The sequence below is a fragment of the Massilibacteroides vaginae genome, from assembly GCF_900178525.1.
GTDB lineage: Bacteria > Bacteroidota > Bacteroidia > Bacteroidales > Tannerellaceae > Massilibacteroides > Massilibacteroides vaginae.
This window is the reverse complement of sequence record NZ_FXDJ01000006.1, coordinates 198,358-223,923: the sequence shown is the minus strand read 5'-3', so window position 1 is coordinate 223,923 and position 25,566 is coordinate 198,358. Positions and strand designations below refer to the sequence as shown.

The window sequence follows — 25,566 nt, the reverse complement described above, 5'->3', positions numbered from 1 at the left end:
TCATTATATGGAGAAAAAGACAGAAAGCAGACAGCTGGAAATAGATAGACGGTACTTAAGAATGGCACTGGTTTGGGCGGAAAACTCTTATTGCAAACGCCGCAGGGTAGGGGCACTCATCGTAAAAGACAAAATGATTATCTCGGATGGTTATAATGGTACGCCCGCAGGTTTTGAAAACGTGTGCGAAGACGAGAACAATGTAACCAAACCCTATGTATTACATGCGGAGGCTAATGCGATTACAAAAGTAGCTGCGTCGTCAAACAGCAGCAAAGGTGCAACGATCTATGTCACGGCAGCACCTTGTATTGAGTGTGCCAAACTAATTATCCAATCGGGCATTGAGCGTGTCGTTTATTCTGAAAAGTACAGAATTGAAGATGGATCTAACCTGCTGATCAGGGCTGGTATACAAGTGGATTTTGTTGAAGTGGAAAAAGATAAAAATAATGAATAAAAACAAGCGACTGAGTATTTGGCTTCCGGTAATTATCGCAACAAGTATTGCACTTGGTATTTTTATAGGGAATTATTACTTTGTAATCGGTCAGGGAAAAAGGCAAACCTACTCCCGTGGAAATAAAATAAATGCCATATTGGATATTATCGATCAACAATATGTGGATACGGTTAATATGGTTGATCTCGTAGAAGGAACAATTCCGAAAATCTTCAGTGAACTCGATCCGCACTCGGTGTACATCTCGGCTGCGGACGCGCAGGTAGCTAACGAGGAATTAGAAGGTTCTTTCAGTGGTATCGGTGTTTCTTTTAATATGCAGACAGATACGATACTTGTGATTAGTGTGATTCCGGGAGGTCCGGCCGAAAAAGCGGGGCTATTGCCATTTGACCGTATCATTACGATTAACGACTCCACTTACGCGGGAAATAGTTCAAGTCAGTCGCTGATTATGAAAACACTCCGCGGTGATAAAAACAGTACCGTAACCTTAGGGGTAAAGCGTGGAGGTGAGAAAGAGCTACTTTCTTTTGACGTAACCCGTGGTGATGTGCCGGTTCATTCGGTGGATGTTGCTTATGCATTGACTAAAGATATTGGCTATATAAAGGTAAGCAAGTTCGGGCGTACAACGTACAATGATTTTCTTACTGCTATTGCCCAACTGAAACAGGAGGGATCAACAGCTTTTGTAATCGACCTACGCGGAAATACCGGAGGGTATATGGATGCCGCGATTAATATGATCAACGAATTTATGCCGGACGGGCGGTTGATTGTGTACACCGAAGGTAAATCTTTCCCCCGACGGGATGTATATGCTAACGGCACAGGTACTTGTAAGGAAGATCCGATTGTTGTGCTTACTGATGAGATATCTGCTTCCGCAAGCGAGATATTCGCCGGTGCCATACAAGATAACGACCGGGGTTTGATTATCGGCAGAAGAACTTATGGCAAAGGGCTTGTACAGGCTCCTATACCTTTAAGTGATGGATCCGAACTTCGTCTCACTATTGCTCGTTATTATGTGCCTTCCGGACGTAGTATTCAGAAAACGTACGAGTTGGGTAAAACGGAAGACTATGATCTGGACATTTACAACCGCTTTATGCACGGAGAGTTTGACTCGGCTGACAGCATAAAAGTAGACGATAATCTTCGATTTGAAACAATGGAAGGTCGTCCGGTTTATGGTGGCGGAGGAATTATGCCTGATATATTTATCCCGCGTGATACAAGTGGAATAACTTCTTATTTCTCCAGTGTTGTAAATTCAGGAATAATTTATCAATACGCTTTGGAATATTCAGACAGGAACAGAGAGCGTTTCTCTTCCTTTAAAGATTATAAGGAATTGTATCGCTATTTGCAACAACAACCTTTGCTCGAGGAATTTACAAACTTTGCGGTAACTAAGGGGATACGAAAAAGACCAACATTAATTAATGTGTCGGGTAAACTTATAGAGAATCATTTGCAGGCTTATATCATACGAAACTTCTTTGATGAAGCCGGATTCTATCCTGTCTTCCTGAAAGATGATCCGAGTTTGCTGCGCGCAATCAAGGAACTGAATGAGGGAAGAACCTTATCTTTCATTGAATTTATACAAAAAGCGACTCATGGAGGAAATCTTCGAAGCCAAACGATCCCTTCGAAGGCTTATGGCCTTGCGAAAGAAAGAGTATTCCCGGACTTTATTGTCTGATCTTTCTTGCCTCGCGTTGGAACAGATAGAGCAACTCGACGTATTCCAACGCGCGGATAGTTTTGCTATTTATCACGCGATGCCGGATGAAGTGCAAACCGCCTCGTTTATTCAGAAATGGGCTTCGCACAAAACGATCTACCTCCCGGTGATCTGTGGCGATTTATTGGAGTTGCACCAATATGAAGCGGACGATACACTGAAGCCCGGTGTTTTCGGTATACTTGAGCCTATTCCCTTTTCAACAGTAAAGAAGCCTAAACCCGACCTGATTATAACTCCGGGCGTTGCGTTCGATAAGGACATGAATCGTATGGGGCGGGGGAAAGGGTATTACGACAAACTCTTCACAGAGCCGGAACTGCAAAACGCGATGCGCGTAGGACTTTGCTTTCATTTTCAGCTTGTGCCCGAAGTGCCTTCCTGCCCGAACGACATAAAGATGGAGCTGATTGTTACTGACAAAGAAGTGATAATGCCTATCTGAATTACCGGATCACAATCTCCTTTATAACCGCAGACCGCGCGTAGTCGTTGAGGCTTTTGACCAATCGATCCCGGCAAAGGGTTAATTCATTGCGCAATACGGAGGAGGTTAGCGAAACATACAGTACTTGGTCTTTTACATAAAGGTTTCGTGTGTATTGAAGAACCATATCCCCCAACACTACACCCCAGGCTCTTTTTATACGTATCTCCAGGATTTTTTCGTACAACTCGGTGTTCTCCTCAAAGATGTCTCGGAGCACTTCGCCAATCATTTGTGTGTTTTTCCGTTGCATAGGCTACACTGTCAGCGGTTTTACTTCACCGTTATCCACTTTAAATAAAGAGTAGTTATTGCCTGTTAATGACAGGATTTCATCCAGGTATTTCCGGTTGGTATCCGTGATGAAAATTTGACCGAACTGCTCATTATTCACCAACTGGATAATCTGTTCTACCCGGTTGGCGTCTAACTTATCAAACAGATCATCTAATAATAGAATAGGCGTGGTGTTTCCTTTCTCTTTCAGGAACGCGAATTGCGCTAACTTGAGGGCGATCAGGAAGGTTTTGTTCTGGCCTTGCGAGCCAACTCTACGGATCAACGACTCGTTGAGAAGCATTTCTAATTCATCTTTATGAATACCGGTGGAGGTATAGGATAATATGCTGTCGCGCTCCCTGTTTTGGGCTAATAGTTCCTGCAATTCCCCCTTGTCTAAATGAGAAACATAGCGCAGGTCAACCCCTTCCGAGAAACCACAAATCCGGTGGTAATAGTCGTTAAAGATAGGCACGAAATCCTCCACCAAACGTTTGCGGGTTTCGTACACCAGTTTGCCGTACATAGCCAGCTGCATCTCCAGTACTTCGAAAAGAGAATAATCCCGGGATTGATTCTTTAGCAACACATTTCTTTGATGAAGCGCCTTATTATATTGTATAAGCGCGTGCAGGTATTGCTTGTCTTGTTGAGAAATGATCATATCCAGGAAACGGCGCCTTTCATCGCTCCCCCCTCTGATCAGTTCCACATCCGCAGGAGAGATCATTACCAAAGGCAGAAGTCCGATGTGTTCGGATAGTTTATCGTATTCCTTTTTGTTGCGTTTAAACTGCTTTCTTTGTCCGGCACGGATTGCGCAAAAAATATCCTCTTCACGTCCGGCGTAATCATACCCTCCCTGAACGACGCACATATCCTGTCCGTTTTTTATAATCTGGCTGTCCGGCGTGTTAATATGACTTTTAGTAAAAGACAAATAATAGATGGCATCCAGCAGATTCGTTTTTCCCATACCATTGTTTCCGAAAAAACAATTGATCTTAGAAGAGAACCCGACTTCCGCCTGTTCAATATTCTTATAATTAAGGATAGAAAGCTTTTTGAGTATCATTACAGACTTTTTTGAATCAAGGACGCACCATCCTTGTTAAGACAAATGTACTATAAAAAAGTCAAACACGATTTATTCCTATTAAAAAGAGCCGGTATACTATATAACGATAATAATAAAGGATATTTTCCTTTTTCCATATATATAGAAAAACTTTACCACAGATGTAGAAAAGTTTTTCCACAGATATAGAAAAAGAGAAATATCCTTTATTGGCAAGATTATATCCTAAAGGGCAAATAAAATAATACGGATAATAAATTTTGAGTGCTATACATGGTTGCGAATCGCAGACAAATTTTTCATTGTCGTGTGTATGAAATACTTTGCACAAGGGAGTTCTATGTGTAAAAACAAAAAATATAAGGAATAATATCGCTATATCGGTAAAAAAAACTACTTTTGCGCTTTAAATCGTCCTGCGTGATGTTTTAAATGATAATAAACAAATAACTTATAATATAATTATGGCTACCAAAGGTAAAAATACCGACGCGGAATTAGAAGTTGGCGAAATTGTTTCGAAAACAGAACACTTTATTGAAAAAAACCAAAAGCAGATTATTTACGGAATTATTGGTGTGGCAGTTGTAGTTGGCCTGTATCTGGGATTCCATTATGGATACTCAGAGCCACGTGAAAAAACTGCCTCGATTGCCTTATTTAAAGGCGAACAGTATTTCGCAAAAGACTCTTTCGCATTGGCGTTGAATGGCAATGGTGCAGACTATGCCGGATTTGAATCGATAGCGAAAGAATACGGAGGTACTTCTGCCGGAAATTTAGCAAAAGCTTATGCAGGTATTTGTTACTTCAAACAAGGCGATAATGACAAAGCTATCGATCTGTTGAAATCTTTCAGCTCGAAAGATCAGATGGTTTCGCCGGCCGTTACCGGTATGATCGGAGATGCGTATGTAAATGCAGGTAAAGTAAAAGAAGGAATCAGCTATTTTGAACAAGCTGCTTCTAAAGCGAATAATAAATTGATCAGCCCGATTTACTTGAAAAAGGCAGGAGTTGCTTATGAGAGCCTGAAACAATACAAAGACGCGGTAAAAGCTTACACAACGATAAAAGAAGCTTACGCCTCTTCAACAGAAGCGTCTGATATTGATAAGTATATTGTGCGTGCTTCAGAATTGAGCAAATAATTATGGCGACAGCATATCAGAATTTATCCGATTACGATTTCAACAGCGTTCCCGATGCTTCGGAAATGAGCTTTGGAATTATTGTTTCGGAATGGAATAAGCATATTACGGAAAAGCTTTTAGAAGGAGCCTGTAATACGCTGGAGAAACACGGCGTGAAGCCGGAAAATATTGTTGTAAAACGTGTTCCGGGAAGTTTCGAACTTACGTTTGGCGCAAAAAAACTGGCCGAATCACAAGATGTAAATGCTGTGATCGTTTTAGGTTGTGTAGTTAAAGGAGATACGCCGCATTTTGATTATGTATGTTCAGGTGTTACGCAAGGTGTTACAGAGTTAAACCTGATGTATGATATCCCATTCATATTCGGATTGTTAACTACAGACAACATGCAACAAGCAGAAGACCGTGCAGGTGGAAAGTTAGGTAACAAAGGCGATGAAGCTGCAATTACTGCAATAAAAATGATAGATTTTTCTTGCTAATTAAAAATTAATTTCTACCTTTGCATCGCAAAAGAAAATAATGGGGGCAGTTACCAGAGTGGCCAAATGGGGCTGACTGTAACTCAGCTGGCTTACGCCTTCGGTGGTTCGAATCCATCACTGCCCACAAAATTGCGGAAGTAGCTCAGTTGATAGAGCATTAGCCTTCCAAGCTGAGGGTCGCGGGTTTGAGCCCCGTCTTCCGCTCTATCGAGAGGATAACTTTTAAACAAGTTATCCTCTTTTTGGTTTGATATAGTGATATTCCTTAATCTATAGGCCCTAATTAGATTATTTTGGTGCAAATCCACTTTAATACGTGAAATGACAAAAAATATTTGTTACTTTATCGTCATTTTTGGATAGAGTGATGCTTTTTTTGTGAAAAAAGGCTTTATATAACTAAATACGTGAGTATATGAAAAAGAATTTATTTTATGTAATTGTTTTATTGTGTTCTGTAAGTTTGTTTAGTGCTTGTAGTGACGATGATGATCCTAAAGTAGCTGACGACTCTATAACGGGAGTGTATAAAGGAACGTTGGATATAAATGCTACGCTTACTGAAGGGACTGAGATTAAGGATCAGCTTCCTCAAAAAATTTACATTGATAAGACTGGTGATAATAAGCTGAAGCTGCAATTAAAAAATTTCCAATTCAGTGGCTTTTCTGTTGGAGATATTGTGGTTAGTGATATTGATGTGAAAAATGATGGAGGTGTTCATGCCTTTTCAAGTCAGACAAAATCAGAACTTAGTAATCTTGGAACTTGCGATCTGGATATTAATGGAACCATCGAAGGAGAAAAAACGAATATTACAATCGGAGTTAATGTAGTTGAAGGGTTAGTGAAGGGAACGAAAGTTGAAGTGAAATTTAATGGAACAAAACTTGCCGTAGATCAAAGTTCGACGGCTTTGATCACTGAATTTACTTTTAGCTCGGAGTATGTAACAACTCAACCGCTAATTGATGGAAAGAACATAATATTCTATGTTGCTGACACAATTCCTGTTGAAGCGTTAGCGGCTTTAGCTCCTGAAATTAAAATATCAGACAAGGCTACTATTTCTCCTAAGAGCGGTGAGAAGCAGGACTTCTCTAAAGCTGTTACTTATACGGTGACTTCCGAAGACGGGATAACGACTGCTGTTTATACTGTTTCTGTAGGTGGTAAGGGTCGTAAATATGGATTTGAAGAATGGGTTGTCGCAAATGAAGGGCAAACACCTGAGAATACTTTTTATGAAGTAGCAGGAGGATGGTCTTCAAGTAATACCGGAGCCTTCCTGTTGAAAGCCATGCAAATGACTGACCGTGTTGTTGTAACACAAAATGATGATGCTTATTCAGGAAAATCTGCTGCACGGATTGAAACATTGGATACAAAAGGAGCTGATTATGGTTTCGTGAAGGTGCCTAAAGTAACTACAGGTACATTGTTCTTAGGAGAGTTTGAAACGGAAATGACAAATACCTTGGCAAGCACAAAATTCGGGGTTCCTTTTTCTACGAAGCCAAGTGTACTGAAAGGATACTATAAATATGCTCCAGGTGAAGTCTATTATAAGTCTTCTAAAGATGAAGCGAATGAATTTACTGTTGTAGAAGGTCAAAAGGATGAATGTGCAATCAACGCCATTCTTTACGAAGTATCGACTTTTGATGATCCAAATTATGAAGAATATCTGACAGGAGTAAATGCTTATACCTCAGATAAACTGGTCGCTGTAGCTCAGCTTCAGGACGGAACTGCAAAAGCGGAATATACATCGTTTGAATTTGAATTTCAGTATATAAAGGCTTATGATCCTGCTAAGAAATATCGATTAGCTATTATTTGTTCATCCAGTAAAGATGGTGATAGCTTTAGCGGAGCTCCTGGAAGTGTACTCTTTGTTGATGACTTTGAGTTGATTTCTGAATAATTCAGCTTAGGTTTGAAAATATTAATAAAGCCCTTTTAGCCGGAGAAATTTGTGCTAAGAGGGTTTCTTTCTTCATTTATTCTTATTTTATGAAAACAAGATTTTTACTATTGTTTATTCTCGGCGCTTTCGGTTTTTCTTCTTGTATAAAGGACGAACCACTAAGCCCAGAGGCTGATATGATCAGTTTTTCGTTGCCCGCGAGTATCATGTTGAGCGATCCTCTTTTTAACAGGGGAGAAGAAGGAGTAACGGAGGTGCTGATTACCATATCAAAAGGAGAAGATGTTTCGTCGTTAACTCCGGAAATAACGATAACCGAAGGTGCCACTATTGTTCCGGCTATTGGAATTGCACAGGATTTTTCACAGCCGGTAACGTATACCGTAACTTCACCGGATGGAAAGCAAAAGCGCTTGTATAAAATTACGCTAAACTCCTATATGTTTTATCAAAGTGATTTTGACAATTGGGATATATATACCAATAATATTGGAACAGCCAGGTATGAACTGCCGTTTGAATATAGCGAAGGAGATAAAAATAAAATCTATATCTGGTCGTCGAGTAATCGTGGGGTGGCTTTGTATCAACAATATCTTGAACCGGAAAAATACCCGGTAGCCTCTATTCAGAGTGATGGCGGGAAAATGGCTGTGTTAAGAACAGACCTGGGTCCGGGTAATGTAATGAACATACAATATATTCCGGTAGTGGCCGGTTCGCTGTTTACCGGAACAATGGATTTGACAAATGCGATTAAAGATCCTTTGTCGTCAACAAAATTTGGTGTGGTCTGTGATTATCTTCCGGACCGTTTGCAAGGAAGGTATAGTTATTTGGCCGGTAGTGGAAACTATATTCTGAAAGCGGATAAGGGAAGTGTAGAGATTCCTAACAGAAAGGACAGTTGCGCGCTTTACGGAGTTTTATTTAAAGTAGATGAAACGCTGACTATGCTTGATGGTACCAGCATTCTTAATCATCCCAACATTGTTGCTTCAACAGAAAACCGTTACAGAGGCTCAACTCCGAACGGAGAGATGATGAACTTTGATATTCCTTTTGTTTACAAACCGGGAGTAGAAATAGACTTTTCTAAAAACAAGTATAAACTGGCTATCGTATTCTCGTCCAGCTATAATGGCGATTTGTATTCCGGAACACCGGGCAGCAAAATGAGAGTTGATAATGTAAGGGTAACGCGTAAATAGATAATTGTCATGAAAAATAAACACACAATAATTCTACTGATTGGCCTTCTGTTTCTGACAAACCCTTTGTTTGCACAGACAGACAACGCCAAATGGACGCACGAAATAAGAATAGGGCTAAATCTGGGTGGAACAGCACCTTTGCCTTTGCCGGCGGAAATCAGGAAGATCAATTCGTTTACGGCGCAGGTAAACCCCGTGATCGGTATCCGTTCTACCCGATGGTTTGAAAGTAATAATCAATGGGGTGTTTCATCCGGTATAACCATTGATTACAAAGGGATGAATACTTCGGCCGATGTGAAGTACTGGCATACCGATCTGGTTGTTGGCGAGGGCGATCAAACAGGACGATTTACCGGAACCTTTTCGGGCAGGAATGCTACAAAAGTAAAGAACGGTTATTTTACAATTCCCGTTTTGGCGTCTTACAGACCTTTTGCAAACTGGCGTTTTCATGCCGGAGGTTATTTCTCCTGGATTCATACGTCAAAATTCTCAGGCACAGCCACTGATGGTTACATTCGTGAAGGCGGACCTACCGGCGACCGGATAACCGTGGAAAATTCAATATACGATTTTTCCGACCATCTGAAAGATATTGACGCCGGAATTATGGCCGGAGCGAACTGGAATTTGACCAAACGAATTGCAGCGACCGGTGAGCTGACTTGGGGACTTGTTCCTATTTTTCCGGCAGATTTTAAAGGCGTGAGTTATAAGATGTATAATATTTATTTCTCCTTAGGACTTTCTTATCAGTTATAAAAGGGTAGGGCAAGGGTACTATTTTGAGGTTAGTGTTCTGATATTGCTAATAAATAGTTACTTTTGCCTTGTTCTAAATAAATACGAAAAAATGAAAGGCGATAGAAATATGTTACTTAAAAGCGCGATGGTTTACGGACTCATAATGGGGCTGTTCTGGGCTTTTAAGTATGTTTTTTTCGTGTTAAGCGTTTCATACTCTTTCTTTTCGTTTGTTTATTGGGGACTGACATTTTTCGTTCCTTTCCTACTGGCAGTATTGATTTTACATTCTCGGGTCTATTTACCGAATAGAATCAGTTTTTCACAAGACTGGTCGTTAGGTGTGTTGATTTATGTTTTTGCGGCACTATTTGTTTCTTTGGAACATTATATTTTTTATCGTTATCTGGCTCCTCCTAATTTTATTGCTGATTCTTTAAGCTCGGCAATTGCCCTGATTAATAATTCGGGAGTTAGTCAGGAAATGAAAGAGACAGTTGAAGCTATGGCAACTCCTACACCGATACAAATGACTATACAAGGCATATTCAATAATATATTATACGGTATTGTTGTTTCCTTCCCGGTTGCGTTTATTACCAACCGGATCAATGTAAAAAATAAAAAATAGAAAAGCGATAATAATGGATATATCTGTGGTTATACCGCTATATAACGAAGAGGAATCACTTCCTGAACTATTCAGCTGGATTGAACGGGTTATGAATGATCATCATTTTACGTATGAAGTTATCTTTATTGATGATGGAAGTACGGATAGTTCATGGACTGTAATAGAGGCATTAAGTAAGAAGTCTGAAAATGTAAAAGGTATTAAATTCAGACGTAACTATGGGAAATCTCCGGGGCTGCATTGTGGTTTTCAACGTGCGGAAGGAGATGTGGTGATAACAATGGATGCCGATTTACAAGATAGCCCGGATGAAATTCCCGAACTATACCGGATGATAAAAGAGGATGGATATGACTTGGTTTCCGGTTGGAAGAAAAAACGTTATGATCCGGTTTTTTCAAAAAACCTGCCTTCTAAAATCTTCAATGCAACAGCCCGGAAGTTTTCCGGAATCAAAAATCTGCATGACTTTAACTGCGGTCTGAAAGCCTATAAAAATATCGTAATAAAGAATATTGAGGTGTATAATGATATGCACCGTTATATTCCTTATTTAGCCAAGATAGCCGGCTTTAGTAAAATTGGCGAGAAGGTTGTTCAGCATCAGGCGCGTAAATACGGAACAACCAAGTTTGGTTTGAACCGTTTCGTGAATGGTTATTTAGACCTGATAACATTATGGTTTACCTCGAAGTTCGGAAAAAAACCGATGCATTTTTTCGGTGTATGGGGCAGCGTAATGTTTCTTGTAGGTTTTATTTCGCTGATCATCGTACTTAGCATGAAGCTTGTATCCATGTTTTCCGGAGGAGACCTAAGGCCTTTGGTAACCAATTCTCCGTATTTCTACATATCACTAACTGCAATGATTTTGGGAACACAGATGTTCCTGTCGGGTTTTATTGGTGAATTAATATCAAGAAACGCGTCTAATAGAAATAATTATAAAATTCAAACAGAATTATGACTTTTGCTGAATTAGCACAAAGAAGACTGTCTGTTCGTGATTACTTAACGCAACCAATAGAAGAACAAAAGATCGAACGGATCTTAGATGCTGCCAGACTCGCTCCTTCAGCGAATAATTTTCAGCCGTGGCGTTTTGTCGTTGTTACTTCGGAAAAAGGACGTGAAGCTATAATCAAATCTTATCCGCGTGATTGGATAAAGCCGGTGCCCTTGTTTCTTCTTGTATGTGGCAATCGAAATGAATCCTGGAAACGCAAATCGGATGATAAGGATCATTTAGATATTGATCTGGGTATAGTGATTGAGCATATATGCCTTGCCGCAACCGAAGAAGAGCTGGGAAGTTGCATCGTTTGTAATTTTGATACAGCATTATGTCGCGCGTTTTTTAATTTGCCCGAAGCTATTGAACCGGCGGCAATTATTCCGATCGGTTATCCAACTAATCCTGATATATTTACTAATAGCCTGAAGAAAAGAAAGAGTATCTCTGAAGTGGTGTTGAGAGAGTCTTTCTAAATACAATATGATATTTTTAGACACTATGCTTCTTGCTGCAGGGCTATCCATGGATAGTATGGCAGTGTCAATAACTGGCGGAGCTGTAATTGGTCGTTGCACAATGAAAAGTGTAATGAGGATTGCTTCTGCAATGGGATTATTTCAGGCAGGCATGACAGTGCTTGGCTATCTTTTAGGGATGGGGTTTGAACAGTATATTTCAGATATTGACCATTGGATCGCGTTTCTTCTTCTGACTGCTATTGGAATAAAAGCAATTTATGAGAGCTTTAATGACAGAGAAGAGCCTGAAACACATCGTAATCCGTTTTGTAATAAAACACTTTGTGGTTTAGCCATAGCCACAAGTATTGACGCCTTTGCTGTAGGAATAACATTCGCGATATTAAATTACAGTATTTTTATGCGAGCTACAACCATCGGAATCATTACTTTTGTATTTTCTGCGTTTGGCGTTTATTTCGGCAGCCATTTTGGTCGAAAAATGAATCTTAACGTAGACTTAATAGGTGGTATTTTTCTGATTTGTATTGGGTTGAAAATTCTTCTTGAGCATATTTGGTTTACCTCCTGATCAACAATTTTTAATGAGAAATTTTTATGTCAAAGCACGCTTTATTTTCACTCTTGTTTTTCTTGATCTTTCTGTCATCCTGTAATAAAGAAAAGGTTTATTATGAAGAGAAAGGTAGCATTTTTCATACGATTTATGCAATTAAATATCAGTCATCCAAGCCATTAACCGCAGAGATCGATGCGGAATTCCAGAAGTTCAGCTTGTCGCTTAATCCTTTTAATCCGAATTCGATAATTTCAAAGGTAAACAGAAATGAGCCGGTCGAATTAGACGAATGGTTTGTTGAAGTCTTTAATAAGGCGCAGGAAATATCCGGGATAAGTAACGGGGCATTTGATATTACCTGTGCACCGCTGATTAACCTTTGGGGGTTCGGATTTGCTAATATGGACAGTGTCTCTCAGCACATGATCGATAGTCTGAAAACATTTACCGGCTATGAAAAGATTAGAATTGATAATGGACAAATTAAAAAAGACGACTCGCGTGTTATTCTAAATACATCGGCTATCGCTAAAGGATTTTCTTGTGATGTAATTGCTCGCTTGATGGAAAAAGAAGGGGTTGAAAATTACATGATCGAAATCGGTGGAGAGTTTGTAGTAAAAGGCGTTAACCCCAATGGGAAATGCTGGAGCATAGGGATTAATGAACCTGAAGATGATTCTACCGGAATGATTAATGTCGCGAAAGAGGTGGTAAGACTTTGTAAGAAAGGCGGCATCGCTACTTCCGGCAACTATCGTAATTATTACATTAAAGATGGCAAGAGATATGCCCACACAATTGATCCGGTAACCGGCTATCCTGCTGAAAAATCAATATTAAGTGCTACAGTTATTGCCGACGATTGCATGACGGCTGATGCCTATGCGACTGTTTTTATGGTGTTGGGGGTAGAGCAGGCGGCCGAAATTGCAAAGAAAGTTCCTGAAATTGAATATTTCCTGATCTATACGGGCGAGAATGGAGAGGAGCGGGTTTCCTATTCGGAAGGCTTGTTAAAATACCTCCCGAATAGAAAAGAATTAGCTGTTTTAGAAAATCCCTGAGATTAACTCAATCCTTCGATCAGTCCGTCAACGACATCGATCTTCTGTGCCTGTGGAATCTTTGGCAGGCCCGGCATACGCATGATCTCACCCATGATAATTACAATCATTTCTGAGCCGCTGTTGATAACGATGTCTCTTACCACCAATTCAAAATCTTTTGCTACGCCGTAAGCTTTCGCATCCGCTGAGAAAGAATATTGCGTTTTAGCGATACAGATCGGGAAGTGCGAAAAGCCCAGTTCTTCAACCTGTTTTATTTTCTTTTCAGCAGGCGAAGAATAGACGATGGAGGCTGCTCCGTAAATCTTTTCGGTAACCTTTTTTACTTTAGTGCGGATAGAATCACTGTCTTCATAGGTGAACTGAAGTGGTTTAGAAGGTCGCTTCTCGATTGTGTCTACAACAAGACGGGCAAGCTCTTCGCCACCTTTACCACCTTCGGCAAACACGGTGTTCATGGCGAATCCTACACCTAACTTGCGGCAATGTTCGTCAACTAAGGCTATTTCTTCATCGGTGTCTGTCGCGAATCGATTAAAAGTAACGATCACTTCCTGACCGAAACTTTTCATGTTCTCTATATGTTTGTCCAGATTGGCAAGTCCGTTCTTTAATCCTTCAATGTTCTGTTCTTTGATTTTGTCTTCAGGTACACCGCCGTGCATTTTTAAACTTTGGGCAGTTGCGACAATCACGGTTAATTTGGGGGCTAAGCCGGTTTTCCGGCATTTGATGTTGAAGAATTTTTCAGCTCCCAAGTCGGCACCAAAACCTGCTTCCGTTATCACATAATCTCCATAAGAAAGAGCCATTTTGGTGGCAAGAACGGAGTTGCATCCATGAGCAATGTTAGCAAAAGGACCTCCGTGTACAAATGCCGCCGTGTTTTCTGTTGTTTGAACTAAATTAGGCAGTAAAGCGTCTTTCAGCAAGGCAGTGATAGCACCCGAAATGCCCAGATCGTTAACCGTGAAAGGCTTATTTTCAAAAGTATACCCTAAAAGGATATTTCCTACGCGACGGCGAAGATCGTCTAGGTCGGTAGATAAACAGAATATCGCCATAATTTCCGAAGCCGGGGTAATGTCAAATCCGGATTCGGTAGGTATGCCATTTGCCGAGCCTCCTAAACCGGTTATCACATTTCGTAAACTACGGTCATTTACATCCAATACGCGTTTCCATTTAATTTCTTTTAAACCACTACCTGTTTTTCTGTTCTGATAAATGTAGTTATCAAGCAACGCAGTGATCATGTTGTGCGCTGAAGTGATCGCATGGAAATCTCCCGTAAAATGCAGGTTTATATTCTCCATCGGAACTACTTGAGCATAACCACCTCCGGCTGCTCCTCCCTTCATGCCAAAGCATGGACCGAGAGACGGCTCACGAAGCGCAACAATCGCGTTTTTTTTAATTCTGTTTAACCCCAGCGCCAAACCGATAGAAACGGTTGTTTTTCCGATTCCGGCCTTAGTCGGTGTAATTGCCGTTACTAAAATCAGATTGCTCTTCCGTACTTTTTCCTCATTAATAAAACGAAGCGGTACTTTAGCAATATGGTGACCGTAATTAAGCACTTCTTCATGCGGAATGCCTGTTTTATCCGCTACTTCATTGATTTTTGAAAGAGATACACTTCTCGCGATTTCGATGTCAGATTTCATGCGTATTTATTGATTAAGATGTATTATGATAACAAAAAGATTTGAATAAGGTTGTTGTTCGTTGTGTCAAACAACCAGCGTTATACTTTCGTAAAACACGTTAGATAAAAGACGCTATTTCCCACGCCTCATCTACTATATGTTTAGGATTAAATTTTTCCAGTTCCGCTCTGGGACGAAATCCCCAGGTTACGCCAACGCCATCTACTTCACTGTTCAGAACAGTTTGCATATCTACTCCCGAGTCGCCTACATATAGCGTGTTTTCTTTCGTTATTCCCGTATGCGCTAAAATTTGATTTACGATAGACGGATCCGGCTTTGGAGGAATACCTTCCCTTTGTCCAAGCACTATCGCAAAAGAAATGTTGGGAAAGAAATGACGTATTAACTCTTCTGTGGCAGACTGGTATTTGTTGGATGCGACGGCAAGCGTGATCCCTTTTGCCTGCAAGGCCGCGAGTAACTCCGGAATGCCCGGATAAGGAGAACTATAATCCGTATGATGCTTATCGTAATAGGGTAAAAAAGACGCCCTTATCAAGCGAATGTTTTCTTCCGTTTTTTCTCCATCCGGTAGTGCGCGTTCGAATAGTTTGTTTATGCCATTTCCTACAAAAAAATTATAAGCTGCTGTTTCGTGTGTAGGAAATCCATTTTGTGATAAGGCGTAATTAGTGCTGACTGCCAGGTCGGCAATCGTGTTTAGGAGTGTTCCGTCCAGATCGAATATCACTAATTGCTTCATGCTTTGTTTTTTATTTAGTTTATATACAAAGTTACCCAAATTCTTTAATAAAAGAACGACTCCAGAACGTTTGAAGGATACCTCTGAACGAGAGATAACAAATGAAAGCCAACCAAAGCGCATGATTTCCCAGCTGATTGTTTAATAAGAAGAATAAAAAGAAAAACAAAAAGGAAGAGATCAACATGGAATATAACATTTTTCTTGTTTGAGTAGCTCCGATAAAAATCCCGTCCCATAAAAAAGCGGAAAATCCCGCAAGAGGAATCGCCAGTACCCAATAAAAATAGTTTGCTGAAGTAGAAATGACGTCTTTATTATTCGTAAGCAAACGCAGAAAATCTTTCCCGCCTAATAAATAAAGGAGCGTAAAGAAAACAGCTAATGAAATTCCCCAAACAAATAATTGACGGATCATTCTCAGCAGGGCTACACGATTGCCGGCTCCTACAAAACGTCCGGTCAATGCCTCACCGGCATAAGCGAATCCATCCATGAAATAAGAATAAAGGGTGAACAGCTGCATGAGTAAGGCGTTGACGGCCAATACTAAGTCGCCTTGTTTGGCGCCTGTGGTGGTGAAAAAGGTTGTTACGGAAACAAGACAAAGCGTGCGGAGAAAAATATCGCTGTTTACCGAAAAGAATATCCGCATTGCTTTTGATTCAAAGCTTTTCCTGAAATTGAAATGCACCTTCAGTCTGCTGTAATAAATAAGCCAGAAACCTATGGCCATAAACACACCACTGTATTGGGCAATCAATGTGGCAGAAGCGAGTCCTGCAATACCCAGATCAAAAACATAAACAAGAAGCAGGCTGCCAATAATATTAATGATGTTTTGTGTGATGGCGATTATCATAGGGATACGCGTGTTTTGCATTCCGATAAACCAACCCGTAAAACAATATAAACTAAGTATTGCCGGAGCACCCCAGATGCAGATCCGGAAATAAATCGTAGCTAAAGCGGCTACTTCATTACTGCTCTCTACCAATCGGAACGTGAGCCATTCTATCGGATACTGCAGAAGGATGAGGGCTAATGCCAAACCTAAGGCGATTGTGATAGAGCGGGTGAGTAGCTGCATCAATCCTTTCAGATTACGTTCTCCATACGCTTGAGCGGCTAAACCTCCCGTACCCATACGCAGAAACCCAAACACCCAATATATAATATTGAACATCATCGTTCCTACCGCTATTGCACCAATATAGGAAGCAGAACCCAAATGCCCGACAATAGCCATATCGACCAACCCTAATAAAGGAACAGTGATATTAGAAACGATAGAAGGAATGGCTAATCGTAATATTTGCCTGTTCATCGCTTATGTAAACAGACGCTTATTCATAACTAACTTCAAGCGGCTCTTTAAGTTGCGTACTAAATGCTTTAACATAGCTAAACCAGTCTGCCGGAGTTTCAAACCCCCATTTGTTCCAGCCTGCGCCAAAGTAATAAACAAACTCACTACCCGGTTTATAGTCTGCAATACCTAAAATATGACCGTTTGCTCCGCGTTCCGCTTTTTCTTTGTCGGAAAAATAAACCGCTTTAGCTTCATTCAAAGCCAAAGGGAAAGCAGCACCGATATAAGTTTGTCCGTTTTCGGGATCAGCCGGATCAGCATAGGCTATGTATCCCCCGTCCTTACTTACCACAAACTCATCACTTGGTTCATGCAATACGATACCGGCCGCAACGGGCAAAGATTCGGTCAGGTTTTTATAGAAAACCGTAACCTTATTCATTTGCGTACCCGCATCTAAGGAGATGGTACGATGCTCAATAACAGAATTGTTCTCATTAATAGTCAGTGGATTGTAGGTTAGTTTTACCGTGAAACGCAACGGACCGTTGTCTACAATCTCGAATGTTTTATAGCAATAGGGATACGCGATCGAGTCGTTAACGATCAATGCCGGAGCACCTGCTCCCAACGTAGGGCCTACTTTATAATAGTCTAAACCATTGCCATGATCGGTATGATATGAAATTTTATCTTCCAGTTCCTTGCGGTAACGTTCCTTAACCACCAGTTCGGGCACACGTTTAACCCAAATGTCAAACCCATAAGCCTTTTCGCCCGTAGCCTGTAGGGCAGGACCGTAGGTTCTGAACGCGATGCGGTCGTTTTCCCAGGCAATATCATCCACCCGTTCCGGATAAAGTTTGCCAAAAACGACAGGTGTATAAGGTTCCGGACTACCTTCTTTGATTGTATAAGTCACCTTATTATTTGCCGTTATATTAACCGGAAAAATCACCTTGTTGTCAAACGTTTTCTGATAAGGAATCTGTTTGTCATTCGCATCCGTAATGATAAAATCCTTATCCTGCATTTTTAAAATAATGCCGGTGAGCGGTAGTTCCACAATTTCATTCGTGCGGTCGAATGAAGAAGGGTTAGCAACAGTTACTTTAAATGAATTTTTGTTTGTACAACCAATAAGTACCAGAAGCAGTAAAAAACTAATCGTTTTATTCATACATTATAATATAGACAGATTTATATTTTAATTGACGTATGCAAATAAGCACAATAAAAGCGAAAAAGGAAAATTTTAATCCTGTAAAAAAACAGCGTTTCAAATAAAATGCAGGGAGAAAGGAGTAATTTGATAAATAAAAGGATGTTTATTCAAACACAAAGTATATTTTGCTTTTTCCATATATATAGAAAAACTTTACCACAACTGTAGAAAAGTTTTTCCACAGATATAGAAAAAGGAAAATAAAGGATATGTTTTTTTAAATAAAGTAACTTTTCATTTTTTTGTTATAAAATAGATTTCTAAATAAACTATAGAATGAATATATATATCATTGATTAGTTGTTTTGATGACTAAATGACTTTTATTGCTTATTTTTGCTTTCAAATATTTGTTAGTTGGGCGTAAATGCTTACCTTTGTTCGGTCGTTGGTCAACGACATTCTGACGAATAGGTATATGGTATAACATTCAAAATAATCATTCAATGAAATCTAATGAAGTATTGGACCTTCTAAAAAGAAAATTTCCAAATGAACCGGAGTATCATCAGGCAGTTGCTGAAGTTTTAACTACAATTGAAGATGTATATAATGAACATCCTGAATTTGAAAAAACAAATCTGATTGAGCGTCTGTGTATTCCGGACAGAATTTTTTCTTTCCGTGTAACCTGGGTGGATGATAAAGGCAACGTACATACGAATATGGGATACCGTGTGCAGCATAATAATGCGATTGGACCTTATAAAGGTGGGATTCGTTTCCACTCATCTGTTAATCTGGGTATTCTGAAGTTTCTGGCTTTTGAACAAACATTTAAAAACTCACTGACAACTTTGCCTATGGGCGGAGGAAAGGGAGGTTCGGATTTCAGCCCGCGTGGAAAGTCTAATGCTGAAATTATGCGTTTCTGTCAGGCTTTTGTGATGGAGCTTTGGCGTCATATCGGTCCGGACACGGATGTTCCTGCCGGTGATATAGGTGTAGGTGGGCGTGAAGTGGCTTACATGTATGGAATGTATAAAAAACTGGCACGCGAAAATACGGGAACATTCACAGGTAAGGGAATTGAATTCGGCGGATCGTTGATTCGTCCGGAAGCTACCGGATATGGAAATGTATATTTCCTGCTGGAAATGCTTAAAACCCGCAATATTGATATCAAAGGAAAAACAGTTGCCGTTTCCGGATCCGGAAATGTGGCACAATATACAACTGAGAAATTAATCAGTCTTGGGGCGAAAGTGGTAACGCTTTCAGACTCAGACGGCTATATTTATGATCCCGAAGGCATTGATGCTGAAAAGCTGAAACATATAATGGATCTGAAAAACCTGTATCGCGGTCGTATTCGTGAATACGCCGAAGAGTATGGTTGTAAATATGTGGCAGGTGGTCGCCCATGGCATGAAAAATGCGATATCGCCATGCCGAGTGCTACCCAGAATGAATTAAACGAAGACGACGCCAAAGCGTTGTTGGCCAATGGATGTTTCGCGGTTTCAGAAGGAGCAAACATGCCCTCAACGCCCGAAGCTATCGACGCATTCCTTAAAGCGAAAATTCTTTATGCCCCGGGTAAGGCTGCAAATGCCGGTGGTGTGTCGGTGTCTGGACTGGAGATGACACAAAATGCCATGAAGCTGAGTTGGGCAAGTGAAGAGGTAGATGAAAAATTAAAAAGTATAATGTTCTCAATTCACGAACAATGTGTGAAGTATGGAACCGAAGCCGATGGAACTATCAATTATGTTAAAGGCGCAAATATTGCCGGATTTATGAAGGTTGCCAAAGCGATGATGTCGCAGGGCATTTTGTAAGAAATCTATTGCATCTGAGATTAATAATCATGCGAAGGGAGGTTTTACTAACTTAAGTTAGCGGCCTCCCTTCCTTTTTTCTTTATATAGGTTTCAATATATTTATCGGATTAGAATTGCCTTTTGTGCATTAAAGTTTTAACTTCGTAGCATAAATGCATAACAATGGTTGCCGACGAACTGAGAAAACTTTATTTATCTAACATTGGTGTCCCTGCGAAAGATATAACAGAATTGCCATCTTCCGGATCAAACCGGAGGTATTTCCGTTTGACCGGAGAGAAAACACTAATAGGTGTTAGCGGAACCTCTAAAGAGGAAAACAGAGCTTTTATTTATATGTCTTCTCATTTCAGAAGACAGGGTTTGCCGGTACCTAAGGTGTACCATGTTTCGGGCAACGAACTTTTTTACCTGCAGGAAGATCTGGGGGATTCGTTGTTGTTTGACGAAATAGTGAAAGGACGCCAAAGTAGTGTTTTTGATGAAGACGAACGTAGATTGTTACGCAAAACAATTCATTTGTTACCGCAAATACAGTTTAAAGGAGCCGAAGGAATGGATTTTTCGTATTGTTATCCACAAGCGGAATTCAATGAGCGCGCCGTACTTTGGGACTTGAATTATTTTAAATATTGTTTTCTTAAATCGACCGGTCTCGACTTTCAGGAAAATCGCCTGGAAGACGATTTCAATAAATTAGTAAAAGTATTGCTCGATAAACCCTCTTCTACTTTCCTTTACCGGGATTTTCAATCGCGAAATGTGATGGTGAAAGACGGGGAACCCTGGTTTATCGATTTTCAAGGTGGACGAAAAGGTCCGGTTTATTACGATATAGCCTCCTTCTTGTGGCAGGCAAAGGCACGATTTCCGGAAGACCTCAGGTTTGAACTCGTTGATGAATACATCGATGCGTTATCCGAATTTACAACCGTAGATCGTGAGGATTTTCTTTTACGCTTACGCCACTTCGTGCTTTTCCGTACACTTCAGGTTTTAGGAGCCTATGGGTTTCGCGGGTATTTCGAAAAGAAGCCGCACTTTATTCAAAGTATTCCTTATGCCATTGAGAACCTGAAACACCTGCTTCGGGAAGACTATATAGAATACCCTTACCTTTGTGCCGTATTGAAGGACTTATGCTTATTGTCGCAATTTTCAGACGATATGCAAAAGAGAATGCTGGAAGTCAAGGTGGTAAGCTTTTCCTATAAAAAGGGAATACCCAATGACCCTTCGGGTAATGGGGGAGGGTTTGTGTTTGATTGCCGGGCAATAAATAATCCGGGTAAATACGAACGCTACAACCATTTCAACGGACTGGATGAGCCGGTTGTTGAATTCTTAGAGAAAGACGGAGAGATCACACACTTTCTTGATAATGCTTATACCCTGGTTGATGCTACGGTAAAGCGGTATCTTGACAGAGGATTCACGAATTTGATGATTTGTTTTGGCTGTACCGGAGGCAGACACCGTTCGGTGTATTCGGCACAGCATCTGGCAGAACATTTGCATGCTAAATTTGGGGTAAAAGTTCATTTAACCCATAGGGAACAGAATATTGATCAAACATTTGACGCCATAATATGAAAGCAATGATTTTTGCAGCCGGTATCGGTTCGCGTTTGAAGCCATTAACAGATGAAGTTCCGAAGGCTTTAATTCCGCTGAATGGGAAACCTATGCTTGAACATGTGATTTTGAAATTGAAAGCAGCGGGTTTTCATCATGTAATTATTAATGTACATCATTTCGGACAGCAGATAATTGATTATCTGACTGCTAACGATAATTTTGGATTGGATATTCAAATCTCTGACGAAAGTGATTATCTGCTCGATACCGGAGGTGGAATAAAGAAAGCAATGAGTTTCCTGCAAGGAGACGAGCCCTTCCTGATTCACAATGTGGATATCATTTCGAATGTGGATCTTCGGGCGCTATATGACTATCATCTGGCTAATAATCCGCTGGCAACCCTTTTGGTAAGTAAACGCGAAACTTCCCGCTATCTGTTGTTTGACAAGCAATCCAAACTTTGCGGTTGGCGTAACAGAGAAACCGGTGAAGTGAAATCTTATTTCCCCGACTTTGATCCTTTACAATATACGGAATACGCTTTTGGGGGTGTTCATGTACTTTCGCCCAAGATTTTTGAATGGATGGAAGAGTGGACCGGGAAATTTCCGATCATAAATTTCTATCTTTCTATTTGCGCTAAGACTGATATTCTGGCTTATCCATCTGAAGATCTGAGTCTTTTTGATGTGGGTAAACCGGACTTTTTAGCCAAAGCGGAAGAATGGATGAAGGCTTAATAAATGGTGTAAGCACCGGCTTAATCCGGTTTAAGGATTAAGCCAATACCTTTTTTACCATTCATCTTAATTATCACAGGTTTGTTAAAACGCACATGTCGAAGATGTTTTGTCTCTTCGATAGCAGGTAGTCCGTTCAGAAAATCTTCATCAAACCAACCATCGTTTTTGAATGGATTAACGGTGAAATAACCGACCCCGAATGACGTCAGATTCTGGAAAAAATGTGTTCCCTGACTTGGGTCTATCCGATAATTCTCAAGTCCGCATTCTACAATAACCCGGGCATGGCAAATGTGAGGCCATTTTATCGGAATGCCTAACCATGGGTCGCTACTTCCCCAACGACCGGGACCTACCAGAATATACCCGGACTCCGAATTGGTGAACTTGCTGTTCAGTTTCTCTAATTCAAACCCGATCAGCTGATTGTCTGCCGAGTTAAACGCTTCGGTTTTAACATAGATAATGTCTTGTACGTTCTGTATGATGCCATGTCCTAACGCGCTGGTTGAATAAAGAATAGTGTCTTGTTGATCCGTTTGCGTAAGATCTTCGTTCATTACTTCCTTATTTTCCACGATCGGTCTTACCTGTAGTAAATAAAAGGTAGCCTGTGTGAAATCATTCGGATTAATGGTAACGGCGAATTCTATTTCTATAGGACGCCCCATCTCTTCTTGTCCTACGTGCAAAATCCTGTCTAACGTTTCTGCCAGTGGAAATACATCGTGTTGAAGAATGTTGGCAAAAGAAAGTATTTTGCGTCCTCCGGGGTAGAATCCGTCACGAATAACCTGATCGTAAGGATCATAGGTGGAAACTAAAAATTTGAGTCCGCCATCGGTTTCCGCGTCTTTTAAATTCAGTCTGAGCAGGTTGAAAGAATCATCTATCGCAAACTGTTTGGCTTGATTGGTCAGGTCGAGCGCGTAAAACCGGGTTTGTGTTTCTCGTAAGGCAAAGTCGAGTGTGCTCATTTGCAGAATACTGTGCGGATGACGAGGCGAGAAACGTAGTGTTTGTCCGCCATCAACAATATACTTCCCTAAACCAAGAGCGATGTTAACAATGCCGTCTTCCGCCTTTTCGTTACCGATGGGGTAGAAGTTGAGCGAACGGGCAACACCCGATATGTTCGGATAGAAATGTGTGTTATACTGTGTGCCCACAACTTCTTGCAGTACAATCGCCATTTTTTCCTGGTCGATAACATTGGAAGTCGCGGTCATATAGGCTTTGCTGTCCTTGTAAAACACGGAAGCATATACCGCTTTGATCGCATCGCTAACCGCCCGAAGCATTTCATACTTATCATCAACCTTCGGAATCATATAGGTCGAATAAATACCGGCAAAAGGTTGATAGTGTGAATCCTCCAGCAAGCTGGAAGAGCGCACTGCAAGCGGACCTTTTATTACATCAAAGAAGGCGATAAAATCTTCCACTAAATCAGCCGGCAGACTCGACCTTAGGAAATATTTTAAGATATCTTCGTCGGAAGCGTCACTCAAAGCAAGCGGATAGAGATCATTCGTTTCCATAAACGTATCGAAGATATCTGTACAGATAACAACTGTTCTGGGGATATTAACCCCGAAGTGATTGCTGTCGAACTCCGGATAACGTTTTACCATGGCTCCGATAAAAGCCAGACCACGCCCTTTACCTCCTAACGATCCCTCTCCGATACGGGCAAAATTACTGTATTCGTCGAATCGTTCTTTCTGGTAAACAGCAACAACGCCGGTATTCTTCATCCGTCTGTACTGAACAATGAGGTCAAAAATCAACTGCCGGGCTTCACTCATGTCTTTATAGTCACTTACAGCTATTCGCTTCAGCACTTCTGCCGGTGGGAACATGGCCCGTGAATAGAAAAAGCGCGAGAAATGATTACGACAAAGGTGATACAAAATCGATTCGTCCGGTATGTTGAATATCTTTTTTTGCAGGTCTTTCAGATCATGTATACGCATGATCTCCTGTTTGGTTTTGGGATTAAGAATAACAAAATCACCAAATCCAAATCGTTGCATGATCTTTTTGCGTAAATCCTGCGGATAACTTTTCGAATTTTTGTCGATGAAAGACGCTTTCAGCTTTTTGGCATAAACTACATTATCTGATTCGGAAGATTCCATAACAATGGGAATAATCATCCCGGTATCTCTGACATACTGCCCGAACCGGTAACCGGCGTAGGGATCCTTTTTCCCTTCACGAGGAAAACTCATGTCTGAAATAATGCCCAGAATGTTGTCTCTGTACTGGTCAAATATCCTGACTGCTTCCTCATAGTTGCGGGCAAGTTTAATTTTAGGCCGGCCACGCATACGCAATGTGCGTTGATGTGCGTTCAGCGCCTCTTTTGAAAATTCCTGACTTTGTTCCAGCACGAAGCGATACAGGTGAGGTAAGGCCGAAGAATAGAAGCGAATCGAGTCTTCCACCAACAAAATAATCTGAACACCTACGCTGAGCGTATCGTCCGGCGCATTCATCTTGTCTTCTATCAACTTAATGATTGCCAATAGCAACTCGGAGTTTCCAAGCCAACTGAAAATGTAGTCAAAAGCACTTAAATCTTCATTCGCGACACGTTTGGAAACTTCTTTTGAAAAAGGTGTTAATACAACGATCGGAATTTCCTGATAAAGCGACTTGATCACTTTAGCCGAACCAAACATGTCCGCGTCATCCATATTAGGCATGTATATAACCAACTCAAAGTTGCGCTTTGAAAGCTCGGCTAAAGCTTCTTTCTTTGTGCTGACTTGCGTAAAACGTGGAGGATATCGCAAACTTAGTCCCACATATTCATTGAATATTTGTTCATCCACGCGCCCGTCATCTTCCAGCATAAAGGAATCGTACTTGGTGGCTATCAGTAATATATTGTAGATACGCTTATTCATCAGGTTGGCAAATGAGGTATCTTTAAAGACAAGATTCTTGAAATTAGGAATATTGCTCATAATTAATCATCGTATTTATCGCGTCAAAAATAGCTAAAAACATAAGATAAACCTATAAGAAACACGGATATAGCCATAAAACGCAATTACCCTGACAGGATTTTTGAATATGTTGTACAAAAGGCGAAAAAAGACAGACGGAAACTTGGTTAACTCCTGTTTTTCCATACATTTGTGATCA

General features: G+C 40.6%; 23 protein-coding genes and 2 tRNA genes. 18 read left to right on the top strand and 7 right to left on the bottom strand.

Translation table 11 applies throughout. From position 1 onward, the window contains the following. Window positions 1-7: 7 nt before the first annotated feature. From B9Y81_RS01470 to B9Y81_RS01460, 3 genes are read left to right on the top strand one after another with little or no spacing between them, the layout of a single operon-like run. Entirely contained in the window at window positions 8-460 is a 453-nt protein-coding gene (locus tag B9Y81_RS01470; protein ID WP_085535224.1) for a dCMP deaminase family protein, read from the top strand. Next, entirely contained in the window at window positions 453-2,177 is a 1,725-nt protein-coding gene (locus B9Y81_RS01465) for a S41 family peptidase (protein ID WP_085535223.1), read from the top strand. The genes B9Y81_RS01470 and B9Y81_RS01465 overlap by 8 nt, the downstream gene beginning before the upstream one ends. Then, window positions 2,134-2,664, top strand: coding sequence for a 5-formyltetrahydrofolate cyclo-ligase (locus tag B9Y81_RS01460; protein WP_245832377.1), 531 nt, complete (start codon window positions 2,134-2,136; stop codon window positions 2,662-2,664). Before B9Y81_RS01465 ends, B9Y81_RS01460 begins: the two co-directional genes overlap by 44 nt. A gap of 1 nt (window position 2,665) precedes the next feature. Here the strand turns inward: B9Y81_RS01460 and B9Y81_RS01455 are convergent, their stop codons facing one another. Next, entirely contained in the window at window positions 2,666-2,959 is a 294-nt protein-coding gene (locus B9Y81_RS01455; RefSeq protein WP_085535221.1) for a DciA family protein, read from the bottom strand. A 3-nt stretch (window positions 2,960-2,962) separates the two neighbouring features. Then, entirely contained in the window at window positions 2,963-4,060 is a 1,098-nt protein-coding gene (recF, locus tag B9Y81_RS01450) for a DNA replication/repair protein RecF (protein WP_085535220.1), read from the bottom strand. Between the two features lie 467 nt (window positions 4,061-4,527). Between recF and B9Y81_RS01445 the strand changes: the two genes are divergently transcribed. From B9Y81_RS01445 to B9Y81_RS01390, 12 genes are all read left to right on the top strand, one after another. Then, a complete protein-coding gene (locus B9Y81_RS01445; protein WP_085535219.1) occupies window positions 4,528-5,214 on the top strand; it encodes a tetratricopeptide repeat protein in 687 nt (228 codons plus the stop codon). A gap of 2 nt (window positions 5,215-5,216) precedes the next feature. Continuing rightward, complete coding sequence (gene ribH, locus B9Y81_RS01440; protein ID WP_085535218.1) at window positions 5,217-5,699, top strand: 6,7-dimethyl-8-ribityllumazine synthase; 483 nt, start codon at window positions 5,217-5,219, stop codon at window positions 5,697-5,699. A 44-nt stretch (window positions 5,700-5,743) separates the two neighbouring features. Beyond that, window positions 5,744-5,826, top strand: a tRNA-Tyr gene (locus B9Y81_RS01435). Window positions 5,827-5,833: 7 nt separating this feature from the next. Beyond that, window positions 5,834-5,906, top strand: a tRNA-Gly gene (locus B9Y81_RS01430). 211 nt (window positions 5,907-6,117) lie between these two features. Further along, window positions 6,118-7,629, top strand: coding sequence for a PCMD domain-containing protein (locus tag B9Y81_RS01425; protein ID WP_085535217.1), 1,512 nt, complete (start codon window positions 6,118-6,120; stop codon window positions 7,627-7,629). Between the two features lie 89 nt (window positions 7,630-7,718). Beyond that, complete coding sequence (locus B9Y81_RS01420; RefSeq protein WP_085535216.1) at window positions 7,719-8,843, top strand: PCMD domain-containing protein; 1,125 nt, start codon at window positions 7,719-7,721, stop codon at window positions 8,841-8,843. A 9-nt stretch (window positions 8,844-8,852) separates the two neighbouring features. Continuing rightward, window positions 8,853-9,611, top strand: coding sequence for a porin family protein (locus B9Y81_RS01415; protein ID WP_085535215.1), 759 nt, complete (start codon window positions 8,853-8,855; stop codon window positions 9,609-9,611). A gap of 91 nt (window positions 9,612-9,702) precedes the next feature. Beyond that, a complete protein-coding gene (locus tag B9Y81_RS01410; protein WP_085535214.1) occupies window positions 9,703-10,224 on the top strand; it encodes a DUF4199 domain-containing protein in 522 nt (173 codons plus the stop codon). 13 nt (window positions 10,225-10,237) lie between these two features. Further along, complete coding sequence (locus tag B9Y81_RS01405) at window positions 10,238-11,194, top strand: glycosyltransferase family 2 protein (protein ID WP_085535213.1); 957 nt, start codon at window positions 10,238-10,240, stop codon at window positions 11,192-11,194. Next, entirely contained in the window at window positions 11,191-11,715 is a 525-nt protein-coding gene (locus tag B9Y81_RS01400; protein ID WP_085535212.1) for a nitroreductase family protein, read from the top strand. The genes B9Y81_RS01405 and B9Y81_RS01400 overlap by 4 nt, the downstream gene beginning before the upstream one ends. A 7-nt stretch (window positions 11,716-11,722) precedes the next feature. Continuing rightward, complete coding sequence (locus tag B9Y81_RS01395) at window positions 11,723-12,292, top strand: manganese efflux pump MntP (protein WP_085535211.1); 570 nt, start codon at window positions 11,723-11,725, stop codon at window positions 12,290-12,292. 26 nt (window positions 12,293-12,318) lie between these two features. After that, window positions 12,319-13,347, top strand: coding sequence for an FAD:protein FMN transferase (locus B9Y81_RS01390; protein ID WP_085535210.1), 1,029 nt, complete (start codon window positions 12,319-12,321; stop codon window positions 13,345-13,347). 2 nt (window positions 13,348-13,349) lie between these two features. Here B9Y81_RS01390 and B9Y81_RS01385 read toward each other — a convergent pair whose 3' ends face one another. The 4 genes from B9Y81_RS01385 to B9Y81_RS01370 form a co-directional block, all read right to left on the bottom strand. After that, complete coding sequence (locus tag B9Y81_RS01385) at window positions 13,350-15,017, bottom strand: formate--tetrahydrofolate ligase (RefSeq protein WP_085535209.1); 1,668 nt, start codon at window positions 15,015-15,017, stop codon at window positions 13,350-13,352. A 100-nt stretch (window positions 15,018-15,117) separates the two neighbouring features. Further along, window positions 15,118-15,765: an HAD family hydrolase gene (locus tag B9Y81_RS01380; RefSeq protein WP_085535208.1), complete on the bottom strand. Its 648-nt coding sequence runs from the start codon at window positions 15,763-15,765 to the stop codon at window positions 15,118-15,120. Between the two features lie 31 nt (window positions 15,766-15,796). Beyond that, window positions 15,797-17,092 carry an MATE family efflux transporter gene (locus tag B9Y81_RS01375; protein ID WP_085535207.1) on the bottom strand — a complete coding sequence of 432 codons (1,296 nt, stop codon included), beginning with the start codon at window positions 17,090-17,092 and terminating at the stop codon, window positions 15,797-15,799. Between the two features lie 19 nt (window positions 17,093-17,111). Next, on the bottom strand, window positions 17,112-18,257 hold the full coding sequence (locus tag B9Y81_RS01370; RefSeq protein ID WP_085535206.1) for a DUF4861 domain-containing protein: 1,146 nt from the start codon (window positions 18,255-18,257) through the stop codon (window positions 17,112-17,114). A 491-nt stretch (window positions 18,258-18,748) separates the two neighbouring features. On the opposite strand from B9Y81_RS01370, the gene B9Y81_RS01365 reads away from it, so the two are divergent. From B9Y81_RS01365 to B9Y81_RS01355, 3 genes are all read left to right on the top strand, one after another. Beyond that, on the top strand, window positions 18,749-20,083 hold the full coding sequence (locus B9Y81_RS01365; RefSeq protein WP_085535205.1) for an NADP-specific glutamate dehydrogenase: 1,335 nt from the start codon (window positions 18,749-18,751) through the stop codon (window positions 20,081-20,083). 165 nt (window positions 20,084-20,248) lie between these two features. Further along, the gene (locus B9Y81_RS01360) at window positions 20,249-21,679 is read left to right on the top strand and encodes a RapZ C-terminal domain-containing protein (protein ID WP_085535204.1); all 1,431 of its coding nucleotides are present in this window, start codon (window positions 20,249-20,251) and stop codon (window positions 21,677-21,679) included. After that, window positions 21,676-22,407: a nucleotidyltransferase family protein gene (locus tag B9Y81_RS01355; protein WP_085535203.1), complete on the top strand. Its 732-nt coding sequence runs from the start codon at window positions 21,676-21,678 to the stop codon at window positions 22,405-22,407. The genes B9Y81_RS01360 and B9Y81_RS01355 overlap by 4 nt, the downstream gene beginning before the upstream one ends. 20 nt (window positions 22,408-22,427) lie before the next feature. Here the strand turns inward: B9Y81_RS01355 and B9Y81_RS01350 are convergent, their stop codons facing one another. Further along, window positions 22,428-25,385 (bottom strand): PEP/pyruvate-binding domain-containing protein, encoded by a 2,958-nt coding sequence (locus B9Y81_RS01350; RefSeq protein WP_085535202.1) that lies wholly within the window; start codon window positions 25,383-25,385, stop codon window positions 22,428-22,430. Window positions 25,386-25,566 lie beyond the last annotated feature (181 nt).